This is a genomic window from Pseudorhodobacter turbinis (assembly GCF_005234135.1).
Taxonomy (GTDB): Bacteria; Pseudomonadota; Alphaproteobacteria; order Rhodobacterales; family Rhodobacteraceae; genus Pseudorhodobacter; species Pseudorhodobacter turbinis.
Map to the genome: position 1 here is coordinate 562,116 of NZ_CP039964.1, position 19,079 is coordinate 581,194.

At 58.5% G+C, this 19,079-nt stretch carries 15 protein-coding genes; 5 read left to right on the top strand and 10 right to left on the bottom strand.

Annotation, left to right across the window (positions count from 1 at the left end):
* Positions 1-99 precede the first annotated feature (99 nt).
* Positions 100-1,926: an ABCB family ABC transporter ATP-binding protein/permease gene (locus tag EOK75_RS02590; protein ID WP_137192445.1), complete on the top strand. Its 1,827-nt coding sequence runs from the start codon at positions 100-102 to the stop codon at positions 1,924-1,926.
* Here EOK75_RS02590 and urtE read toward each other — a convergent pair.
* The 5 genes from urtE to urtA form a co-directional block, all read right to left on the bottom strand.
* The gene (gene urtE / locus EOK75_RS02595; protein WP_137192446.1) at positions 1,923-2,618 is read right to left on the bottom strand and encodes an urea ABC transporter ATP-binding subunit UrtE; all 696 of its coding nucleotides are present in this window, start codon (positions 2,616-2,618) and stop codon (positions 1,923-1,925) included. The genes EOK75_RS02590 and urtE overlap by 4 nt on opposite strands.
* A complete protein-coding gene (gene urtD, locus EOK75_RS02600; RefSeq protein WP_137192447.1) occupies positions 2,611-3,360 on the bottom strand; it encodes an urea ABC transporter ATP-binding protein UrtD in 750 nt (249 codons plus the stop codon). The genes urtE and urtD overlap by 8 nt, the downstream gene beginning before the upstream one ends.
* Complete coding sequence (gene urtC, locus EOK75_RS02605; RefSeq protein WP_137192448.1) at positions 3,357-4,523, bottom strand: urea ABC transporter permease subunit UrtC; 1,167 nt, start codon at positions 4,521-4,523, stop codon at positions 3,357-3,359. The genes urtD and urtC overlap by 4 nt, the downstream gene beginning before the upstream one ends.
* Positions 4,524-4,527: 4 nt before the next feature.
* Positions 4,528-6,453, bottom strand: coding sequence for an urea ABC transporter permease subunit UrtB (gene urtB / locus EOK75_RS02610; protein ID WP_137192449.1), 1,926 nt, complete (start codon positions 6,451-6,453; stop codon positions 4,528-4,530).
* Positions 6,454-6,514: 61 nt separating this feature from the next.
* Positions 6,515-7,795 (bottom strand): urea ABC transporter substrate-binding protein, encoded by a 1,281-nt coding sequence (urtA, locus tag EOK75_RS02615; RefSeq protein ID WP_137194254.1) that lies wholly within the window; start codon positions 7,793-7,795, stop codon positions 6,515-6,517.
* A gap of 478 nt (positions 7,796-8,273) precedes the next feature.
* Between urtA and EOK75_RS02620 the strand changes: the two genes are divergently transcribed.
* Positions 8,274-10,025, top strand: a complete 1,752-nt coding sequence (locus tag EOK75_RS02620; protein WP_137192450.1) for a sugar phosphorylase — start codon at positions 8,274-8,276, stop codon at positions 10,023-10,025.
* Between the two features lie 3 nt (positions 10,026-10,028).
* Here EOK75_RS02620 and EOK75_RS02625 read toward each other — a convergent pair whose 3' ends face one another.
* From EOK75_RS02625 to EOK75_RS02635, 3 genes are all read right to left on the bottom strand, one after another.
* Positions 10,029-11,249, bottom strand: a complete 1,221-nt coding sequence (locus EOK75_RS02625; RefSeq protein WP_137192451.1) for a glycosyltransferase family protein — start codon at positions 11,247-11,249, stop codon at positions 10,029-10,031.
* 11 nt (positions 11,250-11,260) lie between these two features.
* Positions 11,261-12,046, bottom strand: coding sequence for an HAD-IIB family hydrolase (locus EOK75_RS02630; protein WP_137192452.1), 786 nt, complete (start codon positions 12,044-12,046; stop codon positions 11,261-11,263).
* 111 nt (positions 12,047-12,157) lie between these two features.
* Positions 12,158-14,002 carry an ABC-F family ATP-binding cassette domain-containing protein gene (locus EOK75_RS02635; protein WP_137192453.1) on the bottom strand — a complete coding sequence of 615 codons (1,845 nt, stop codon included), beginning with the start codon at positions 14,000-14,002 and terminating at the stop codon, positions 12,158-12,160.
* Positions 14,003-14,138: 136 nt separating this feature from the next.
* Here EOK75_RS02635 and ndk point away from each other — a divergent pair, with 136 nt between their 5' ends.
* The 3 genes from ndk (at position 14,139) to EOK75_RS02650 (ending at position 17,212) form a co-directional block, all read left to right on the top strand.
* Complete coding sequence (ndk, locus tag EOK75_RS02640; RefSeq protein WP_137192454.1) at positions 14,139-14,561, top strand: nucleoside-diphosphate kinase; 423 nt, start codon at positions 14,139-14,141, stop codon at positions 14,559-14,561.
* Positions 14,562-14,642: 81 nt separating this feature from the next.
* A complete protein-coding gene (locus tag EOK75_RS02645) occupies positions 14,643-16,454 on the top strand; it encodes an ABC-F family ATP-binding cassette domain-containing protein (protein WP_137192455.1) in 1,812 nt (603 codons plus the stop codon).
* A gap of 170 nt (positions 16,455-16,624) precedes the next feature.
* Positions 16,625-17,212: an outer membrane protein gene (locus EOK75_RS02650; RefSeq protein WP_137192456.1), complete on the top strand. Its 588-nt coding sequence runs from the start codon at positions 16,625-16,627 to the stop codon at positions 17,210-17,212.
* A gap of 55 nt (positions 17,213-17,267) precedes the next feature.
* Here EOK75_RS02650 and EOK75_RS02655 read toward each other — a convergent pair whose 3' ends face one another.
* Both EOK75_RS02655 and EOK75_RS02660 read right to left on the bottom strand, forming a co-directional pair.
* Positions 17,268-18,020, bottom strand: coding sequence for an SDR family NAD(P)-dependent oxidoreductase (locus tag EOK75_RS02655; protein WP_137192457.1), 753 nt, complete (start codon positions 18,018-18,020; stop codon positions 17,268-17,270).
* 65 nt (positions 18,021-18,085) lie between these two features.
* Positions 18,086-18,955: a TPM domain-containing protein gene (locus EOK75_RS02660; protein WP_137192458.1), complete on the bottom strand. Its 870-nt coding sequence runs from the start codon at positions 18,953-18,955 to the stop codon at positions 18,086-18,088.
* Between the last annotated feature and the right edge of the window lie 124 nt (positions 18,956-19,079).

Consider the following 19,079-nt stretch of genomic DNA (forward strand, 5'->3'; position numbering starts at 1 on the left):
GGACCCCTCGGCAGGCTTTTTGCTGCGGTCTGTGCGCGCCTATGGCCTTTGCGCAGCACGCGGGATAGATACTGGCACGAATGCCAAGCGAGAGATAGAATGCGCAACACCGCCACCACCCCCGATCCCGATCAGGTCGAAGCCCCCGCGATGCAAACCATTCGCAGGGTGATCCCCTATCTGTGGCCCGATGATGCGCCGTGGGTGCGTCGCCGTGTGATGATTGCGCTGTTCTTTTTGATTCTGGCCAAGATCATTTCGGTCTCTACCCCGTTTTTCTACAAGGCGGCGGTGGATGCGCTTGCGGGTGAGGCGCCCAGCGAAAGTGCGCTGCTGATGTTTGGCGCAGTGGGCCTGACGATTGCTTATGGCATTGCGCGGCTTGGTGCGGTGGCGTTTGGCGAATTGCGCGATGCGGTGTTTGTGCGCGTGGGGCAGCGGGCCTTGCGCAAGCTGGCACTGGAAACTTTCACCCATATTCACCGTCTGTCCATGCGCTATCATATCGCGCGCAAAACCGGCGGCCTTAGCCGGATTATCGAGCGTGGCGTCAAGGGTGTGGACTTTTTGCTGCGCTTCATGCTGTTTTCCATCGGCCCGTTGATCCTTGAACTGTCGATGGTATCGGTCCTGTTTGCGGTGCTGTTTGGCTGGCAATATATGGCCGTGGTGGTGGTGACGATCACGCTTTACGTCTCTTTCACGTTCAAGGTGACCGAATGGCGTGTGCAGATCCGGCGCCAGATGAACGATCAGGATACTGATGCCAACCAAAAGGCCATCGACAGCCTTTTGAACTTTGAAACCGTGAAATATTTCGGTGCCGAGGAACGCGAGGCAGAGCGCTATGACGGTGCCATGCGCCAATATGAGGCGGCTGCCGTTAAAACCGGTCAAAGCCTTTCATTTCTGAATGCGGGCCAGTCGCTTATTATCACCACCGGACTTGTGATCGTGATGGTCATGGCTGCGCAGGGCGTGCAGCAAGATATTCTGACCGTGGGCGATTTCGTTATGGTCAACGCCTATATGATCCAGATCACCATGCCGCTGAATTTCCTTGGCTCGGTCTACCGCGAGATCCGCCAGTCGCTGGTGGATATGGGGGGCATGTTTGCGCTGCTGGGCCAGCCGGCCGAGGTGAAGGATAAGCCCGACGCGCCTGATCTTCAGGTCAAGGGGGGCGAGGTCGTCTTTGACAATGTGAAATTTGCCTATCATCCGGATCGGGCCATCCTGAAGGGGGTGTCCTTTAGGGTCGCACCGGGGCAGCGGATTGCGCTTGTCGGGCCGTCTGGTTCGGGGAAATCAACCATCGGGCGGCTGTTGTTCCGCTTTTATGATGTGGTGGATGGCGGGGTGCGTATCGACGGGCAAGACCTGCGCGATGTGACCCAAGACAGCCTGCATGCGCAAATCGGTGTGGTGCCGCAAGATACGGTGCTGTTCAACGACAGCGTGCGCTACAACATCGCCTACGGTCGCCCCAACGCCACGGACGCCGAGGTAGAGGCCGCAGCCCGCGCCGCCAAGATCCATGACTTCATCCTGTCGCTCCCCGAGGGCTATGAGACCCCTGTGGGCGAACGGGGCCTGAAACTGTCAGGCGGGGAAAAGCAGCGCGTGGGCATTGCGCGCACCTTGCTGAAAAACCCGCCGATCCTGCTGCTGGATGAGGCGACCTCGGCGCTGGATACCCAGACAGAGCGTGACATTCAGGATAGCCTTCTGGCGATGGGCGAGGGGCGTAGCGTGATCACCATTGCGCACCGTCTTTCCACCATTGCCGATGCCGATCAGATAATCGTGCTGGAGGCGGGCGAGATTGTCGAGCAAGGCACCCATGACCAGCTTTTGGCCAATGGCGGACGCTATTCGGCGATGTGGGCGCGCCAATCGTCTGAGGAAGAGGACGTAGCAGGTTAAAGCGCCAGATCATCCACCAGCATTGCCTTTGAATAGGCGGCTTTTTCGGCGCGGCGCTTAATGCGCCCGCCTTCCATCACCACAAAGCTGTCGCCCAGCCCATGGGCGAAATCGGCGTTCTGTTCCACCAGAACAATCGCCATATCGCCCCTTGTGCGGAGCAGGCCAAGCGCATCTCCGATCTGTTGGATGACATTGGGCTGAATGCCCTCGGTCGGCTCATCCAGAAGCAGAACCCGGGGGCGGGTAATCAAGGCACGCGCAATGGAAAGCTGTTGCTGCTGGCCACCTGACAGGTCACCCCCCCGCCGCGATCGCATATCTTTCAGCACCGGAAACAGATCGAAAATCTCATCGGGGATGTGATGTTCGGATTTCGGCAGGCAGGCAAAGCCGGTTTCAAGGTTTTCCTGCACGCTCATCAAGGCAAAGACCTCTCGGCCTTGTGGCACATAGGCGATGCCCGCCTGCGCCGCATCATAGGCCGAAGAAAGCACCACCGCATCACCTGAAACCGCAACCGTTCCGCCCGCGGCAGGATGACGCCCCGCAATCGCTTTGAGCAGGCTGGTTTTGCCCACACCGTTATTGCCGATCACGGTGGTGATCCGGCCCGGGTCTGCCGCCAGGGATATCCCGTAAAGGATCTGGCTTTGCCCGTAAAACAGGTCGAGATTTTTAACGTCAAGCATCAGTGCGCCCCAGATAAACCTCGATCACCCGAGGGTTTGATGTCACATGGTCAAGGCTGCCTTCGGCCAGCACGGACCCCTCATGCAGGACCGTGACCTTGCAATCCAACCGGCGGACAAATTCCATATCATGTTCGACCACCACAACCGCACGGGTTTGCGCGGCACGTCTCAGGATATCGGTGGTTTTCTCACGTTCCTCGACGGTCATGCCGGCGGCGGGTTCATCGACCAACAGCAGGCGCGGCTCTTGCGCCAATAACATCCCGATTTCCAGCCATTGTTTTTGCCCGTGGCTGAGTTCCCCCGCAAGCCGCGTCAAGCTGTCGGCCAGCCCGATTTCCTCGGCGACGGCCTCAATCTTACGGGCGTTTTCGGCCGTTTTGCTGTGCATCAAGACCGCAAAGGGCCCGCGCGGGTTTTTCAACGCCATGGCCAGGTTTTGCCGCACGGTTTGCGCCTCGAACACGGTGGGTTTTTGAAACTTGCGCCCGATCCCTTCCATCGCAATCCGGCTTTCGGACATGCCCAGCAAAGAGATATTCATATCCCCCCAGATCACCGAACCTTCATCCGGTTTGGTCTTGCCGGTCACGATGTCCATAAAGGTGGTCTTGCCCGCCCCGTTCGGCCCGATGATGGCGCGCAATTCGGTCTTGCCAAAGTTGATCGACAGATTGTTGATGGCGCGAAACCCGTCAAAGCTGACCGAGACGCCGTCCACTTCCAAAAGCATGCTCATTGCGGTTTCCTTACCAGATAATCAAACAGACCCCCGATGCCCTTGGGAAAGAACAAGGTGACGGCGACAAAGCTGAAGCCAAGCAGCACCAGCCACCAATCGGTCCAGTTCACGGTATAAAAGCCAAGGTTGATATTCGGCGCGCCACCGCCAGTGAACCAGCTTGAAAGCAACGAGACCAGCGCCGCGCCAATGACCGCACCATACAAACGCCCACGCCCGCCAATGGCCACCCAAACCGCCAGATAGATCGATGCGATGGGCGCGACCTCACCGGGGTTTATGATCCCCGCCTGCGGATAATAAAGCGCGCCCGCGATGCCGGAAACAATGGCCGTGATGGTAAAGATAAACAGCTTATAGCTCTCGACGTGATAGCCCAGAAAACGCACGCGCGCCTCATTATCGCGGATGCCTTTGACCACGCTGCCCATCTTGCCCGACACGACCCAGGCAAAGAAAACATAGCCCGCCGCCAGCGCAAGACTCGATGCCAGAAAGAAAGCGATGGAGAGGGTCGCCTGCGAGGTCGCCTCGAACCCCGGAATATTCTGCAACCCCGAAAGCCCGTTATTGCCGCGCAACCCGCTGTCATTTTGAAACAGATAAAGCGAGAGCGCCAATGTCATCGCTTGGGTCAGGATCGACAGGTAAACCCCGGTGACGCGGCTGCGAAATGCCAGCCAGCCAAACACCAAGGCCAGCAAGCCGGGGATCAGCACCACCATCAGCAGTTGCAGGAAAAGGCTGTCGGCAAAGGACCAGATCATCGGAAAATCCGAAGAGCCCACAACGCCAAAGATCTGGTTGCCGATCGCGTCAGAGATCTCTTGCGGGGTGGGGGGGATGACCTGCGTCGAGAGGCTCTCCAGCACGATCCCTTCGGTGCGCGCATACATCAGCCACATGCCAACGGCATAGCCGCCGATCCCGAAAAAGGCGAAATGCCCAAGGCTGAGGATACCGCAATAGCCCCAGACAACATCCATCGCGATGGCGATCAGACACAGGCACAGCATTTTGCCCAGAACCTTGACAAAGGAGGTGGAAATCAAACCGACACCGGTGACCTCTGACAAGGCAGTCACGCCAATGGTGAACAGACCAAGCGTCAGCAGAAACCACAGAACCGAAGGATTTTGTGCGATAAAGGTGTTTTTCATGGGCTCAATCCGCCGCTGCTCGGCCTTTGGGGGCAACGATGCCCTTGGGCCGGAATTGGATAAACAGGATGATAAACAGGATCATATAGGTCTGGGCGGCAAGGGTATTGGAGGGGTTCAACCACTCGATCCCCTTTTGCAGCCCGCCGATCATCGATGCCCCCGCCAGCGTGCCCCAGACATTGCCGACACCGCCCACAACCACGGTCATAAAGCTCTGGACAATGTAATCGGCGCCCATTTCCGATGTCACCTTGGCATAAAGCCCGATCGCCACCCCCGCGATCCCCGCAATCCCCGACCCGAAGCCAAAGGTCAGCATATTGATGCGGTCGGGATTGATGCCCATGCTGGCAGCCATGCCGGGGTTTTGCGTTACCGCGCGGACCTCCAACCCCAGACGGGTGCGTTTAAGCACGTAAAGGATAAGCGCCAGAAACAGCAGCGCCAGCACGAAAATCGCGATGCGGATATAGCTGATAGAGATCACATCCGAGATCATCCACGCCCCGCCCAGCCAATCAGGAGAGGTCAGGGGCCGCGCCTGGGTGCCAAAGATGTTCTTGGCCAGTTGTTGCAAGGCAATGGAAATGCCGAAGGTGGCCAGCAATGTTTCCAGCGGGCGGTTATAAAGATGGCGGATCACCAGCCGTTCCATGGCCACACCCGCGCCGAATGTCACAACAAAGGCCAGCGGCAACGCCACGATGATCGAGAGGGTATAATCGGGCACGAAGAGCTGCACGACATAGCCGGTATAGGCGCCCATCATGATGAACTCGCCATGCGCCATGTTGATGACGCCCATCACGCCAAAGGTGATCGCCAAACCGATGGCCGCCAGGAAATAGATCGACGCCAGTGACAAGCCGTCCAGCACCAGATCACCGCCCTGTGCCCAGGCGACGCGTTGTTCGACGGCTGTGCGTGTGACCTCGGCGGCTGTGGTGATTGCGGGGTCCGGCTCGGCGTAGCGTTCAAAAAAGACATGGGTGTTCAGGGCGTTATCGCGGTCCTCATCCGTGACCAATGGCGGCACAAGACCCTCTTTGGACAAAAGCGCATAGACGCGCGTGCGGGTCTCGTCTGTGTCCAACCGACCAAGCGGGATGCCAGCAACCTTGCCCGCAACGATATTGGCCTCAAGGGCTGCGCGGACCTCGGCGGGGGAAATGCGGGCAGGGGCCATGCCGGCGGCAACCAACTTGGCGTAAAAGCCGTCGGGGTCTTGGGCAGGGTCAAGGATGCGCGCGATATTGCCCTCGGGCTGCGTGGCAGAGACCCCCTCGGACAGTGTGAGGATCTGGTTCAAAACGCTGCGCACTTCGACGCTGGTATCCTTGGACAGGCTGTTGATCGCCACGATCCTGTCTTTGGAGTCGTCGGCAAACCGGGCGGACAGAAAATTCGCGACCTGGATTTTGCGGGCCTTTAGGGTGGCGTCAGGCTCTGTCTCGATCGCGCGGAGCAAAGACGCAAGCTGGGCCGCCTCGGGTTTGCGCGCAATCGACGCGACAGCGCTTTCGCGGCGCGCTATATCCGGATCACTGAGCTGGAACTGCACCAAGGCGGTGCCGATCAAACGCCGCACGCCGCCGTTGGGCTTTGTCTGTTGAAACCGGCTTTGCGAGGCGGTGCTTGGCGCACCACTGTCGATATCGGTCAGCGCCAGAGCATCATCTTTTGGCGTCGCGATGAAGAAAATCCCATCGTCGCGCTGCCATATCTTCTTGTCCGCCCAGTTTTCCAGAAAATCCGCGACCTGCGGCAAGCCGGAACCGGCCAGATCATCCAGCAAGACCTCTACCGATATGCGCGAGGGGTGCGCGACCTCCTCGGCATGGGTTTGCAAAAGGGTTTGCAGATCTTGTGCCTGCGCCGCCATGGCATAGGTCAGACAAAGGGTGATGGCCAAGAATAGCTGGCGCATAGGGTCAGGCTTTCAATAGGGGGAGAGGCGCGGGGATGAAATGCCAACCCCGCGCAGGATTTTAGTAGTTGGAGGTCAACTGCACGCAGGTCTTGGTTTCGGTGTTATACATACCGCAGCCCAGATCCTTCCAATCCGACATCAACACCGCGGATGCAGGCAGGTAATCGGTCCACGCATCGCCCGGCACTTCCTCGGTTTGCGAGATAATGTCGAACTGGCCATCGGTGGTGATCTCCCCGATTAGAACCGGCTTGGCGAGGTGATGGTTCGGCAACATCACGGCCGTGCCGCCTGTCAGGTTCGGGAATTCCTGCCCGTACATCGCCGTACGCACCGCGTCGACATCGGTGGTGCCTGCCGCCTCAACCGCGTTCAGCCACATGTTGAAGCCGATGTAATGGGCCTCCATCGGGTCATTGGTGACGCGGTTCTCACCGGCAAAAGCCTTCCATTCGGCGATGAATTCGGCATTGGCAGGCGTATCGGCGGATTGGAAGTAATTCCACGCCGCCAGATGGCCAACAAGGTTGGAGGTATCCAGACCCGACAGCTCTTCCTCACCCACCGAAAAGGCCACCACGGGGATATCATCGGCAGAGATTTCGGCTGCGGCCAGCTCTTTATAGAACCCGATATTCGCATCGCCGTTGATGGTAGAGATCACGCCAACCTGTTTGCCGTCCGCGCCCAAGGCAACCACATCGGCCACAATCGTTGCCCAGTCGGAATGCCCGAAGGGGGTGTAATTCACAAAAATATCTTCGGCGGCGATACCTTTATCTTTCAGATATTGCTCCAGAATATTATTCGTGGTGCGCGGATAGACGTAATCGGTTCCCAATAGCGCGAATTTCTCGACGCCCAATTCCTCAAGGAAATAATCAACCGCAGGGATCGCCTGCTGGTTCGGCGCGGCCCCGGTGTAGAACACGTTTCTAGAGCTTTCCTCACCCTCGTATTGCACCGGATAGAACATCAAACCGTTCAGCTCTTCGAGCACCGGCAGCGCGGATTTGCGCGACACCGAGGTCCAGGACCCGAAGATCACATCCACCTCATTGACGGTCAGCAACTCACGCGCTTTTTCGGCGAAAAGCGGCCAGTCAGATGCCGGATCAACTACAACCGCCTCAATCTGACAGCCCAGAACCCCGCCTGCCGCATTCTGCTTTTCGATCAGCATCAACATCGTATCTTTGAGCGTCGTCTCGGAAATCGCCATGGTGCCGGACAGTGAATGCAGCACACCGACTTTGACCGGATCAGCACATTCAGCCGCCGCCAGCGTGGTCGTGCCCAAAAGAGCAACCGTGATAAGAGAAGGAAATTTCAGCGTCATTGGTTTCAAATCCATGTTGCGTCGCGGGCGGTTGGAAACCGTACAAAACACTTTCCAAAAGCGGCCAGAGCCGTGTATTCAAAACCCGCAACTGTTATGTTGTGGCCGCGTAGAGGGGCGATCTTGCAGGACAACCCTCTGCGCGGCGTTTCTTCGCCCTTTGATCTAGGAACAGGATTTTCGGTTACTCCAGCCATTCCAAGGCAGCAGGCGCAGATTACTTAATAAAGTGTAATTCGTGGTCAGATACGGGATGGATGCCTGTTTTTTGATCGAATGCTGCGCCTGCATCCGCCTCAACCCTGTATGGCTGCGCATTTTGGGCGTTGGGCATTTTAGGGGGGCTGGGTTTCGAATTCGCCCAAGAACCGGGCAATTCGGTTGAATTTCCTGCGGTAAGGCACTTTCGATAGCGCATCTCCGGCCAAACGGGTAGGGCAGCTTGATCCCTGGCCGCATTTCAGAGCTTACTTGAGCCATGCGAACATCCAAGGCCAATTCATTCAGCTCCGGGCTGACCGCGCTTATCAGGCAGATCTATCCTGATATTGATGCCGATATTTTGCTGAGCAAGATCGTCGAGGCCTTCTGGCCTGCGGGCACCAAGCTGCGCAAACGCGGGCGCTTGCCGAGCAACAACCTGTGGTCGGAACAGGACGCGCTGCTGATCACCTATGGTAACTCGATTCTCGACGGGGCGCATAAGCCGCTGGATCTGTTGCATGATTTCTTGTTGCGGCGAATGAAGGGGGTGGTCAATGGCGTGCATATCCTGCCGTTTTTTCCCTATACCTCTGATGACGGCTTTGCCGTATCCGATTTCCGTTCGGTCGATACGCAACTGGGGGATTGGGCCGATATCAACCGGATCGGCGCCGATTTCCATCTGATGTCCGATCTGGTCCTGAACCATGTGTCCAGTCAGGGAACCTGGTTCAACGGCTACCGGCAGGGGCAGGCGCCCTATGACAAATTCTTCTTTGAGGCCTCGCCCGAGGATGACCTGTCAAGCGTTGTGCGCCCGCGCACCACCCCTTTGCTGCAAGAGGTCGAAACCGCAAACGGGCCGCGCCATGTCTGGTGTACCTTCAGCCATGACCAGATTGATCTGGATTTCCGCAACCCCGAGGTCTTGCTGGAATTTCTGCGCATCATCCGGCTGCATGTCGATAACGGGGTGCGCATCATCCGGCTGGATGCGGTGGCCTTTCTTTGGAAAGAGGTTGGGACCCCCTCGATCCACCTGCCGCAAACCCATGCCATCGTGCAATTGATGCGGATGCTTTGTGACTATGCCTCTGAGACCATCATACTGCTGACGGAAACCAATGTCCCCAAGGCCGAAAACCTCAGCTATTTCGGGCGGCGCAACGAGGCGCATGCGATCTATAACTTTCCGCTGCCGCCGCTTATCCTGCATGCGGTGATGTCGGGGTCGTCGCATTACTTACGACGTTGGCAAAGCGGGATGCCACCGGCCCAGTTCGGCTGTGCCTATCTCAACTTTACCGCCAGCCATGACGGCATCGGCATGCGCCCCGCCGAGGGCATTCTGCCCCCCGAAGAGCAGGCCAAGATGATCGACACCATCAAGGAGAATGGCGGGCTTGTCTCTATGCGTGCCCTGCCGGATGGCGGTGAGGCACCCTATGAGATCAACACCACCTTTTACGAGGCCACCGGCCGGACGTTTGAGGGCAAGGACGATCACCATTTCGACCGTTTCATCTGTTCGCAAACCATCGTGATGTCGCTGGAGGGGATACCCGCCTTTTACATCCACTCGATGCTGGCCACACCCAATGACCACGCACAGGTGAAACATCGCGGCATGAACCGCGCGATCAACCGGTACCGTTGGGATTACCCCCAGCTGAACGCCTTGCTGGATGATCCCGCCTCGATCCAGTCGCGCGTGCTGGCCGGGCTGTCGGCGCGGCTGCGCATCAGGGCCAAGCAACGTGCCTTTCACCCCAATGCGACCCAGTTCACCATCCTTCTGGATGACCGCGTGTTCGGCGTCTGGCGGCAAAGCCTTGACCGGCACCAGTCGATCTTTGCGCTGCATAACGTCAGCGGGGATACGGTCGAAATCTCTCCGCTGGCGTTGAATTTCATCGATGATGAAAGCTGGACCGACCTGCTGAGTGGGGAGCAGATCGAGATGATGCAGGACAGCATGATCACGCTTGCCCCTTACCAGTGCCGCTGGATCACCAATCGCGCCTAGGCGCTATTGGTATTCGGCCTCATCCGCCTTGGCCGCCGCCGTCATATCCGTCAGGAACGAAGGGTCGGCCGAATGGACACGGTTCCATGTCGGGATAAAGGGGGTCTCATGCGGGTTCTCCAAAAAGACCTGTCCCGCGCGCATGATATTTTCCGCAAACAGCTCGATAGAGCGTTCCTCGGTATGGCGATCAATCGTCAGCCCGTTCATCTTGGCGTCATTGTAATAGGATTCCAGCAGGTCCAGCGCGCAACGGTAATATGTCGCCTTGAGCGTGCGAAAGACATTCGCGGTAAAGACCGTCCCATCCGCCGCCAGCTTGCGGAAAATCGCCTTGCAGATATCGGTCGACATGCGGTTCAACCCAGCATGGGCCTCATCGGGGCTAAGCTCTTGGTGTTTGTGGTCATAAGCGTCGGAAATATCCACCTGACAGACCGCCTTGGGGGCCAGATTGCGCCAAGCCTCGGACAGCACGCCAATCTCCAGCCCCCAATCGGAGGGGATCCGAAGGTCGGGCAGGATAGAGGTGCGCATGGCAAACTCCCCCGAGAGCGGATAGCGGAAACTGCGCAGGTAATCGATATAGTCACGATCCCCGACCACCCGTTTCAGCGCGATCAACAAGGGGCTGACCAAAAGCCGCGTCACCCGGCCGTTCAGCTTGTCATTGCCGATGCGCGGGTAATAGCCCTTGGCAACCTGATAGGGGAACGTGGGGTTGGCAACCGGATAGACCAGCCGCGCCAGCATATCCTTTTTATAGGTCAGGATATCGCAATCATGGATCGCCATCACCGAACTATCGGCGCAACCGATCAAATAGCCCAATGAGGCCCAGACATTCTTGCCCTTACCCTTTTCCGAGGGCGCAAGCCCCATCGCCTCCAGCCGCGCACCAAGCGCCAGCATTCGGGGGCTGTCGTTCCAGATCACGATATGGTTCTGGTTCAGCCCCTTAAAGAACGTCTTGGCATGGCGGTACTGCGCATCATCGGCGGCATCCAGACCGATGATGATCCGGTGCAAATAGCCGACCTTGGACAGCTCGGACAGGATATTGGGCATCGCCTCGCGTTCCAGCTCTGAAAACAGGCAGGGCAGGATCAACGAGATCTTGCGAGACTGCGCAAAGACGGCAAGCTCATGCTCCATCTCTTCCATGGATCGGGTGCGCAGATTGTGCAGCGTTGTGATGTTTCCGTTTTGATGGAAGTCGGCCATGGCTCTTTGTCCTAGCGTGGTTCAAGGCGTTTGAGTAGATCGAGAATCGCCGCATTCCACCCCGAAGGGCCAGCAGCTTTGGTGCGAATGATATGTCCTGTCGCCTCTCCTTTCAGGGGGGGAAGCGGCGGGCGGTGCGGATTGGCGATCACCACTCCGAATTCGGCGGTTTTCAGCATTTGCACGTCATTGGGCGCATCCCCGAGGGCGATGGTATGCTGCGGCTGGTAGGCCGCGATGATCTTGCGCATCTGGTCGGCTTTGTTGCCGCCAAAGGAAAGGGTCAAGAACCGTCCGCCCTGTTGCGCCGTGACATCGTTGTTTTGCAAATAGATCAGGAATTCGGCTTTTTGTGTATCGGTCCCCGACCATTGGCCCGGTTCTGAAAAGGCGCGCTGTTTTGCCAGCCTTGCATCCCGCAGGGGCAGGCCGGTCATTTCCGCCACCTCTGCGGTCGTGGCATCGCCAAAGCCGCGAAACAGGTGGCGCAGCGCCTCGGGCGCCTTATCCAAAGCCCTGCGCAAAGCGATGTAGGGCGCGTTGTCGGGCGTATCACACACATGCGGTGGCAAGACACCTGCGCCATTTTCCACAATCGCGGGCCATTGCTGCAAGCCAAGCTCGGCCCGTAATGCGCCGACCTCAGCGGCTGTTTTACTGCTTGCCAGAACGACGCCCGCGGCGGCAGATCCAAGCGCGCTCAAGGCCTCTTGTGCGGCGTCCCATCTGTAGGTGTCGTGATCGATCAGGGTTCCATCAAGATCCGTAAAAACCATTAGGTGAATGTTGGATTTCATTCACAATCTATCGCCCGACAGATACCCTGCGGCAAGCTGCCCGCCGCAATGCGACGGGCAATAAGGGGCAAATATCAGTCTGAATGATCAAAAAATAGGCGGATATGCCGGTCAGGCGGCACTTTCCAGCTTTTCTTGCGCGCGCAGCCACATGGCCTCGGCGCGGTCGGTGGCTTCGCGGACCTCGGCATATTTCTTTTGCCAAGTTTCCATCTCGCCCAGACGTTCCGGCTCATAAAGTGCGGGGTCGGCCAATTTTTTCGCCAGCTTGTTGCTCATCTCGTTCAGCTTGGCCAAACGTTCCTCGCATTTGCGGACATCGGCACGCAGGGCGCTGATATCATCGCGGCTGGCTTTTTTCGGCTTTTCAACGGCTTTGGCGGGTTTGGGAGTTTCGTCGCCTGCCAGCAATTGCTTGCGGTAAGCCTCCAGATCCTCGCCGTAGGGCGAAACGGCCCCGCCTTTGACCAGCCACAAACGGTCTGCCACCAACGACAGAAGGTGCATATCGTGGCTGACCAGAACAACCGCGCCGGAATAGGTCGTCAGCGCCTCGACTAAGGCCTCACGGCTTTCCATATCAAGGTGGTTTGTCGGTTCATCCAAGATCAACAGGTGCGGTGCCTCAAGCGTGGCGAGCAGCAAGGACAGTCGCGCTTTTTGGCCCCCCGACAGACGGCCCACGGCGGTTTCGGCCTGATCGGCCAAAAGACCAAATCCGGCAAGGCGGGCGCGCAGGCGCGGTTGCCCCTCGGCGGGGCGCATACGTTGAAGGTGTTGCAGCGGTGTCTCGTCGATGAACAGCTCATCCACCTGATGCTGTGCGAAATAGCCGATGCGCAGCTTGCTGCTTTGGGTCATCTTGCCTGAGGCTGGTTTAAGTTTTCCCGCCAACAGCTTGGAAAGCGTGGATTTTCCTTCACCGTTGCGGCCCAGAAGGGCGATGCGGTCATCCTGATCGATCCGCAAGGACAGGTTGCGCAAAACCGGCGGGCCGTCATATCCGACCGATACCGCATCCAGATTGATGATCGGGGGCGACAGCTCCTCTGGCTCGGGGAAGGTAAAGACCTGCTTGCGGGCTTCCTCGGGCGGGGTGATGGTTTCCATCTTTTCCAGCATCTTCACGCGGGATTGCGCCTGCACGGCTTTCGATGCCTTGGCCTTGAAACGGTCGACGAAGCTTTGCAAATGCGCGCGGCGTGCCTCTTGCTTTTTGGCCTCGGCCTGAAGGACGGCGCGGCGTTCGGCCATCTGGCGGGCGAACTGGTCGTAAGGGCCGGTCCAATAGGTCAGCTTTTTCTCATCCAGATGCAAAATCCCCTGAACGGCGCGGTTCAAAAGCCCGCGGTCGTGCGAGATAATGATCACCGTATGCGGATATTTCGCGAGATAGCTTTCCAGCCACAAAGCGCCCTCAAGGTCGAGATAGTTCGTCGGCTCATCCAGCAGCAGGAAATCGGGCTGGGCAAACAAAACGCCGGCAAGCGCCACACGCATCCGCCACCCGCCCGAGAAATCCGAACAGGGGCGCAACTGTGCCTCGGCATCAAAGCCCAGACCCTTGAGGATAGAAGACGCGCGCCCCTCGGCCGACCACGCATCAATATCGGCAAGCCGCGCCTGTACCTCGGCGATGCGGTGCGGATCAGTGGCGGTTTCGGCCTCTGACATCAGGGATTCGCGTTCGGTATCGGCCTGCAATACGGTTTGCAAAAGCGTGGTCGAGGAGGACGGCACCTCTTGGGCGACCCCGCCGATACGGGACCGGGCGGGCATGGATATATCGCCACCCTCCAGCGCCAATTCATTCCGGATCAACCGGAAGAGCGTGGTTTTTCCCGCGCCATTGCGGCCGACAAGGCCAACCTTATGGCCTGTAGGGATGGTTGCAGAGGCGCCCACAAGCAGCGGGCGGCCTTCGACGGAATAGCTGATATCTGATATACGTAACATAACGCACGCCTTGCCCGAAGCTGCGCGCGGCGTCAACTGCTTGCGCGCAACATGGGCTTTTCAAGGCCAGCGGCCCATGCTAGCAGGGCGCCATAAACATCAGGGGATTTTCCCCAAATATTAAAGTGAGAGTATCATGGCCGTAGAACGCACCCTTTCGATGATCAAACCCGATGCAACCAACCGCAACCTGACTGGCAAGATCAACGCCAAGTTTGAAGATGCCGGTCTGCGCATCGTTGCCCAAAAGCGTATCCACCTGACACCTGCCCAAGCCGGTGCGTTTTACGCCGAGCATTCCGAGCGTCCGTTTTACGGCGAGCTGTGCGAATTCATGTCCTCGGCCCCGATCATCGTTCAGGTTCTCGAAGGCGAAGGCGCCATTTTGAAAAACCGCGAAGTCATGGGTGCAACCAACCCGGCCAATGCCGACGAAGGCACTGTTCGTAAAGAATTCGCTTTGTCCGTTGGCGAAAACTCGGTTCACGGTTCCGACAGCCCAGAAGCGGCTGCACGTGAAATCGCGTTTTACTTCTCCGGTCTTGAACTGGTTGGCTAATCGTCCCTGACGTTGCGAAGAAAATTAGGGCCGTCCCGATAGGGGCGGCTTTTCATGCATTAAACCATAAGGCAGTCCCCCATGGCCCGCGCACCGCTTTTGCAACTTTCCGGTATCTCGCTGACCTTCGGGGGCGATCCGGTGTTCGACAATCTGGACCTTGTGGTACATCCCGGTGACCGTGTGGCGCTGGTCGGGCGCAACGGGTCGGGCAAATCCACCTTGATGAAGGTGATGGCGGGGCTGGTGCAGGCCGATGCAGGCACGCGTGTCGTGCCGCCCGGCGTATCCGTTGGGTATATGGAACAAGATCCCGATCTTTCCGGCTTTGAAACCTTGGGTGATTACGCCGCCGCAACCTTGCCCGATGGTGAGGAATATAAGGTCGCAATGGTTGCCGAAGGGTTGAAGTTCAATCCCGAAACCTCGGTCGCTTCTGCCTCGGGCGGTGAGCGCCGGCGCGCATCTTTGGCCCGTCTGATGGCCGAAGCGCCAGAGTTGATGTTGTTGGACGAGCCGACGAACCACCTTGATATTCAAGCCATTCAATGGCTGGAGGATGAGCTGAAATCCACCCGCACCGCTTTCGTGCTAATCAGCCACGACCGTGCTTTCCTTAAGGCGCTGACCCGTGCGACATTGTGGATTGACCGCGGTCAGGTACGTCGCCGCGAAAGCGGTTTCGACGGGTTTGAAGAATGGCGCGAAACCGTTTGGGCCGAGGAGGACGATCAACGCCACAAGCTGGACCGCAAGATCAAGGCCGAAGCGCGTTGGGCGGTTGAAGGCATTTCGGCGCGGCGCAAACGTAACCAAGGCCGTGTGCGCGCGCTGGCTGATTTGCGGGCCGAACGCGCAGGCCAGATCCGCCGTCAGGGCACCGCTGCGATGGCATTGGAATCCGGCACCACGTCGGGCAAGCGGGTGGTGGAGGCCAAGGGCATCTCCAAGGCCTTTGGCGACACCCAGATCGTCAATGACCTTGATCTGCGCGTGTTGCGCGGCGACCGGATTGCCTTTGTCGGACCGAACGGGATCGGCAAGACCACGCTCTTGAAGATGCTGACAGGGGAAATTCAACCCGATAGCGGTAGCATCACCCTTGGTACCAATCTAGATATCGCGGTGTTTGACCAGACCCGTGCGCAGCTGGACCCGAACGCCTCGCTTTGGGACAACCTGACCAATGACCCGTCGATGGCGGTGTCTGGCAGCTCGGATCAGGTGATGGTGCGCGGCAACCCCAAGCATGTCGTCGGCTACCTCAAGGATTTCCTGTTCAATGAGGCACAGGCCCGCGCGCCGGTGCGCTCGCTTTCGGGCGGCGAAAAAGCGCGGCTGTTGCTGGCGCGGATTATGGCGAAACCGTCGAACCTGTTGATTTTGGACGAACCGACCAACGACCTCGATGTCGAAACCCTCGACCTGCTGCAAGATATCCTTGGCGAATACGATGGCACCGTGCTGTTGGTCAGCCACGACCGTGATTTCATCGACCGCGTTGCCACTTCGACCGTGGCGCTGGAAGGGCAGGGCCGTGTTGGCGTCTTTCCCGGTGGCTGGTCCGATTATATGGCGCAGCGCGATACCGAATGGGCCCCCGAGGCCACCTTTAAGCCTAAAGCCGCCAGCCAGCCAGCCCCCAAGGCCGAAGCCAAGCGCGTTGACACGCTGTCGTTCACCGAACGCAAACGGCTCGAAGATCTGCCTGATCTGATCGCCAAGATGGAGGCAGAGATCAGCAAGCTGGGCGAATTGTTGGAAGCCGATGATCTTTTCACCAAAGAGCCTGTCAAATTTCGCAAAGCCTCCGAGATGATGGCCGAGCGCCAGACCCAACTGGGTGCACTGGAAGGGGAGTGGATGGCGCTGGAGGAGAAGGCAGCCCTGTAACTGGGCTGGTTTTGGCCTATCAGCCCCCCGCAATCGGCGGCTTTTAGCACCTTTTCTGACGCGGGTTCACAGCCATGTGAGGGGGGCTAACATTGTGGGAACCGAAAGCCTACCTAGACGTTATCCCCACAGCCGACAACGGTCGGATGTTAACGTCGAAAGGTAGACTTATGAAACTCTTTACGTCCTTCGCCCTCGCAACTGCCCTTGCAGCCCCCGCCGCATTCGCAGGTGGTTTGACAGAGCCCACACCCGAACCGATGATCACCCCCGTTGTGGTTACCCCCGTCACCGGTGATTGGACTGGCTTTTATGCAGGTGGCCAGCTTGGCTACGGCGATATGTCGTCCAACACTGCAGGTGTAGATGGCGACGGCGCTATTGGTGGCCTTCATGCCGGTTACCGTCATGACTTCGGTCAATTCGTCGCGGGTGCCGAGCTTGCCTACAACGGCTCCAACGTCGAAGTCATGGGAAACAAAGGCAAAAACCTTACCCAACTCAAGCTGATGGGCGGCTATGACATGGGTCGTACATTGGTTTATGGTACTGTTGGCGCGGCCCATGCAAAGGTCGAAACTGCCGGTGGGAACCGGTCTGACACTGGCTGGCTGGCTGGTGTTGGCGTCGATTACGCCATCAACGACGTATGGACCGTGGGTGCGGAATACACGCACAACCGTTTCGACGACTTTGACAATTCCGGCACAGATGCCAAGGGTAACCTTGTGCAGTTGCGCGTGGGCTACCGTTTCTGATCTTCGGATATTGGACTTGGAAAGGGCGGGGGGAAACCTCCGCCCTTTTTGCTATTCAGCGCATCCGCAAGGCACCGTCAAGGCGGATCACCTCACCGTTCAAATAGCTGCTTTCAAGGATAAACCCGGCAAGGGCTGCGTATTCCTCTGGGCGGCCAAGCCGTTTTGGAAAGGTCACATCGGCGGCCAATCCTTCGTGGATTTCCGGCCCCAATCCTTCAAGCATCGGCGTCATGAAGACCCCCGGTGCGATGGCGCAAATTCGGATGCCTTGCCCCGCCATGTCGCGCGCGGCAGGTAACGTCATCCCCGCGATACCGGCTTTGGAGGCAGCATAGGCGGTTTGGCCTTTTTGGCCGTCAAAGGCCGCAATGGATGCCGTGTTGACAATCACGCCGCGCTCTCCATCTACCGGATCATTGCCCGCCATTTCAGCAGCCACCAGCCGCATGCAGTTGAAGCTGCCAACAAGGTTGATGTCGATGGTGCGCTGGAAAAGCGCCAGATCATGTGGCCCCTCACGCCCCACAACCCGCGCTCCGGTCGCAATGCCTGCGCAGTTGACCAGCGCGTTAATTTTGCCCATCGCGACCTTTGCCGCCGCAACACCGGCCTGAACCGAATTTTCATCCGTTACATCAACAGTGCGGAAGGTCGCGCCGATCTCATCGGCCAGTGCCTCACCGCGGGCCGTGTCACGGTCAAACAAAGTGACCGCAGCCCCTTTGGAGCGCATCAAACGTGCCACCGCCGCGCCAAGCCCCGAAGCACCGCCCGTGACCACCACCGCTGCATTTTCAATCTGCATCCTCATCCTCCCACTATCTGAACACATGTTCAGTTAACCCATTTCCCTGCCACCTGTCGAGGGGTTTACCACTTGCCCGATGCGCCCCCCCCGCCCGAACTGCCGCCCCCGAAGCCGCTGCGCGACGAGGCGCGCGCCTTGCGCCGTGCCGCCTTGGAGGGCAGCGTGAAACGCTCACCATGATCATAGCCACATGCACGACACCGCAAATGCCGCATGCCTTGGCCGTCGGTCTCCTCGCCGGGGTCCAGCAGAACCTCGCGCGACACCTCCATTTTGCGCTTGCCGCAATCAGGGCAGGCGCTGATCCGATCAAAGACATCGCGCAGCCGTTTGCGAAAGATCGTAAATGCCATGAACAGCCCGATGACCACAAAGACGACCGGCCCGAACAGTCTTTCCCACCAAGGTTCTGCTGGAAATCCGCTGGTCTCGGTCACCTCTTCGTTGGCTGCAAAGGGGCGGGCCAGATGGTCAATCGCGGATTGCACGCCGGCCTCCAACCCTTCGGCATAAAGGTCATCACGAAAGGCGGGCAGCATGGCAGTATCGACCACCCGCTGCGCGCGACCATCCCAAATCACGTCATAGCTGCGCCCCAGTGCGATCCGCATCTCACGGTCGTCCTTTGAGACAAGGATCAGTATCCCGTCATTGCGCGCCTCGTCCCCGATCCCCCAAGCGTTGAACCACCCAGTTGCGAAATCGGCAAAGCGGCCGGAATAATCGTAATCGGCCTGCGCGTTGATCGTGGCCAGCACGATATGCACGCCGGTTTCATCACGCGCCGCTTGCAGGGTGGCTGCCACGCGGGCCTCTGCCTCGGGTGGCAGCAAACCGGCATAATCGTTGACGGTATCGGATAGCGGTTCAGGATAGGTCTGGGCATGGGCGGCAAGGGGCAGCCATAGCAAGAGGGCAAGCAGGCGGAACATGCAGGGGTCCTTTGTCGGTCGCAGTTGCTGTACCCTACACCGCAGGCTTGATGCGCGCCTAGAGATGTCTTTTCGTTTTCCAATCGGGCGCAAAGTTGCTATGCCCGCGCGGGTAAGCTGCGTT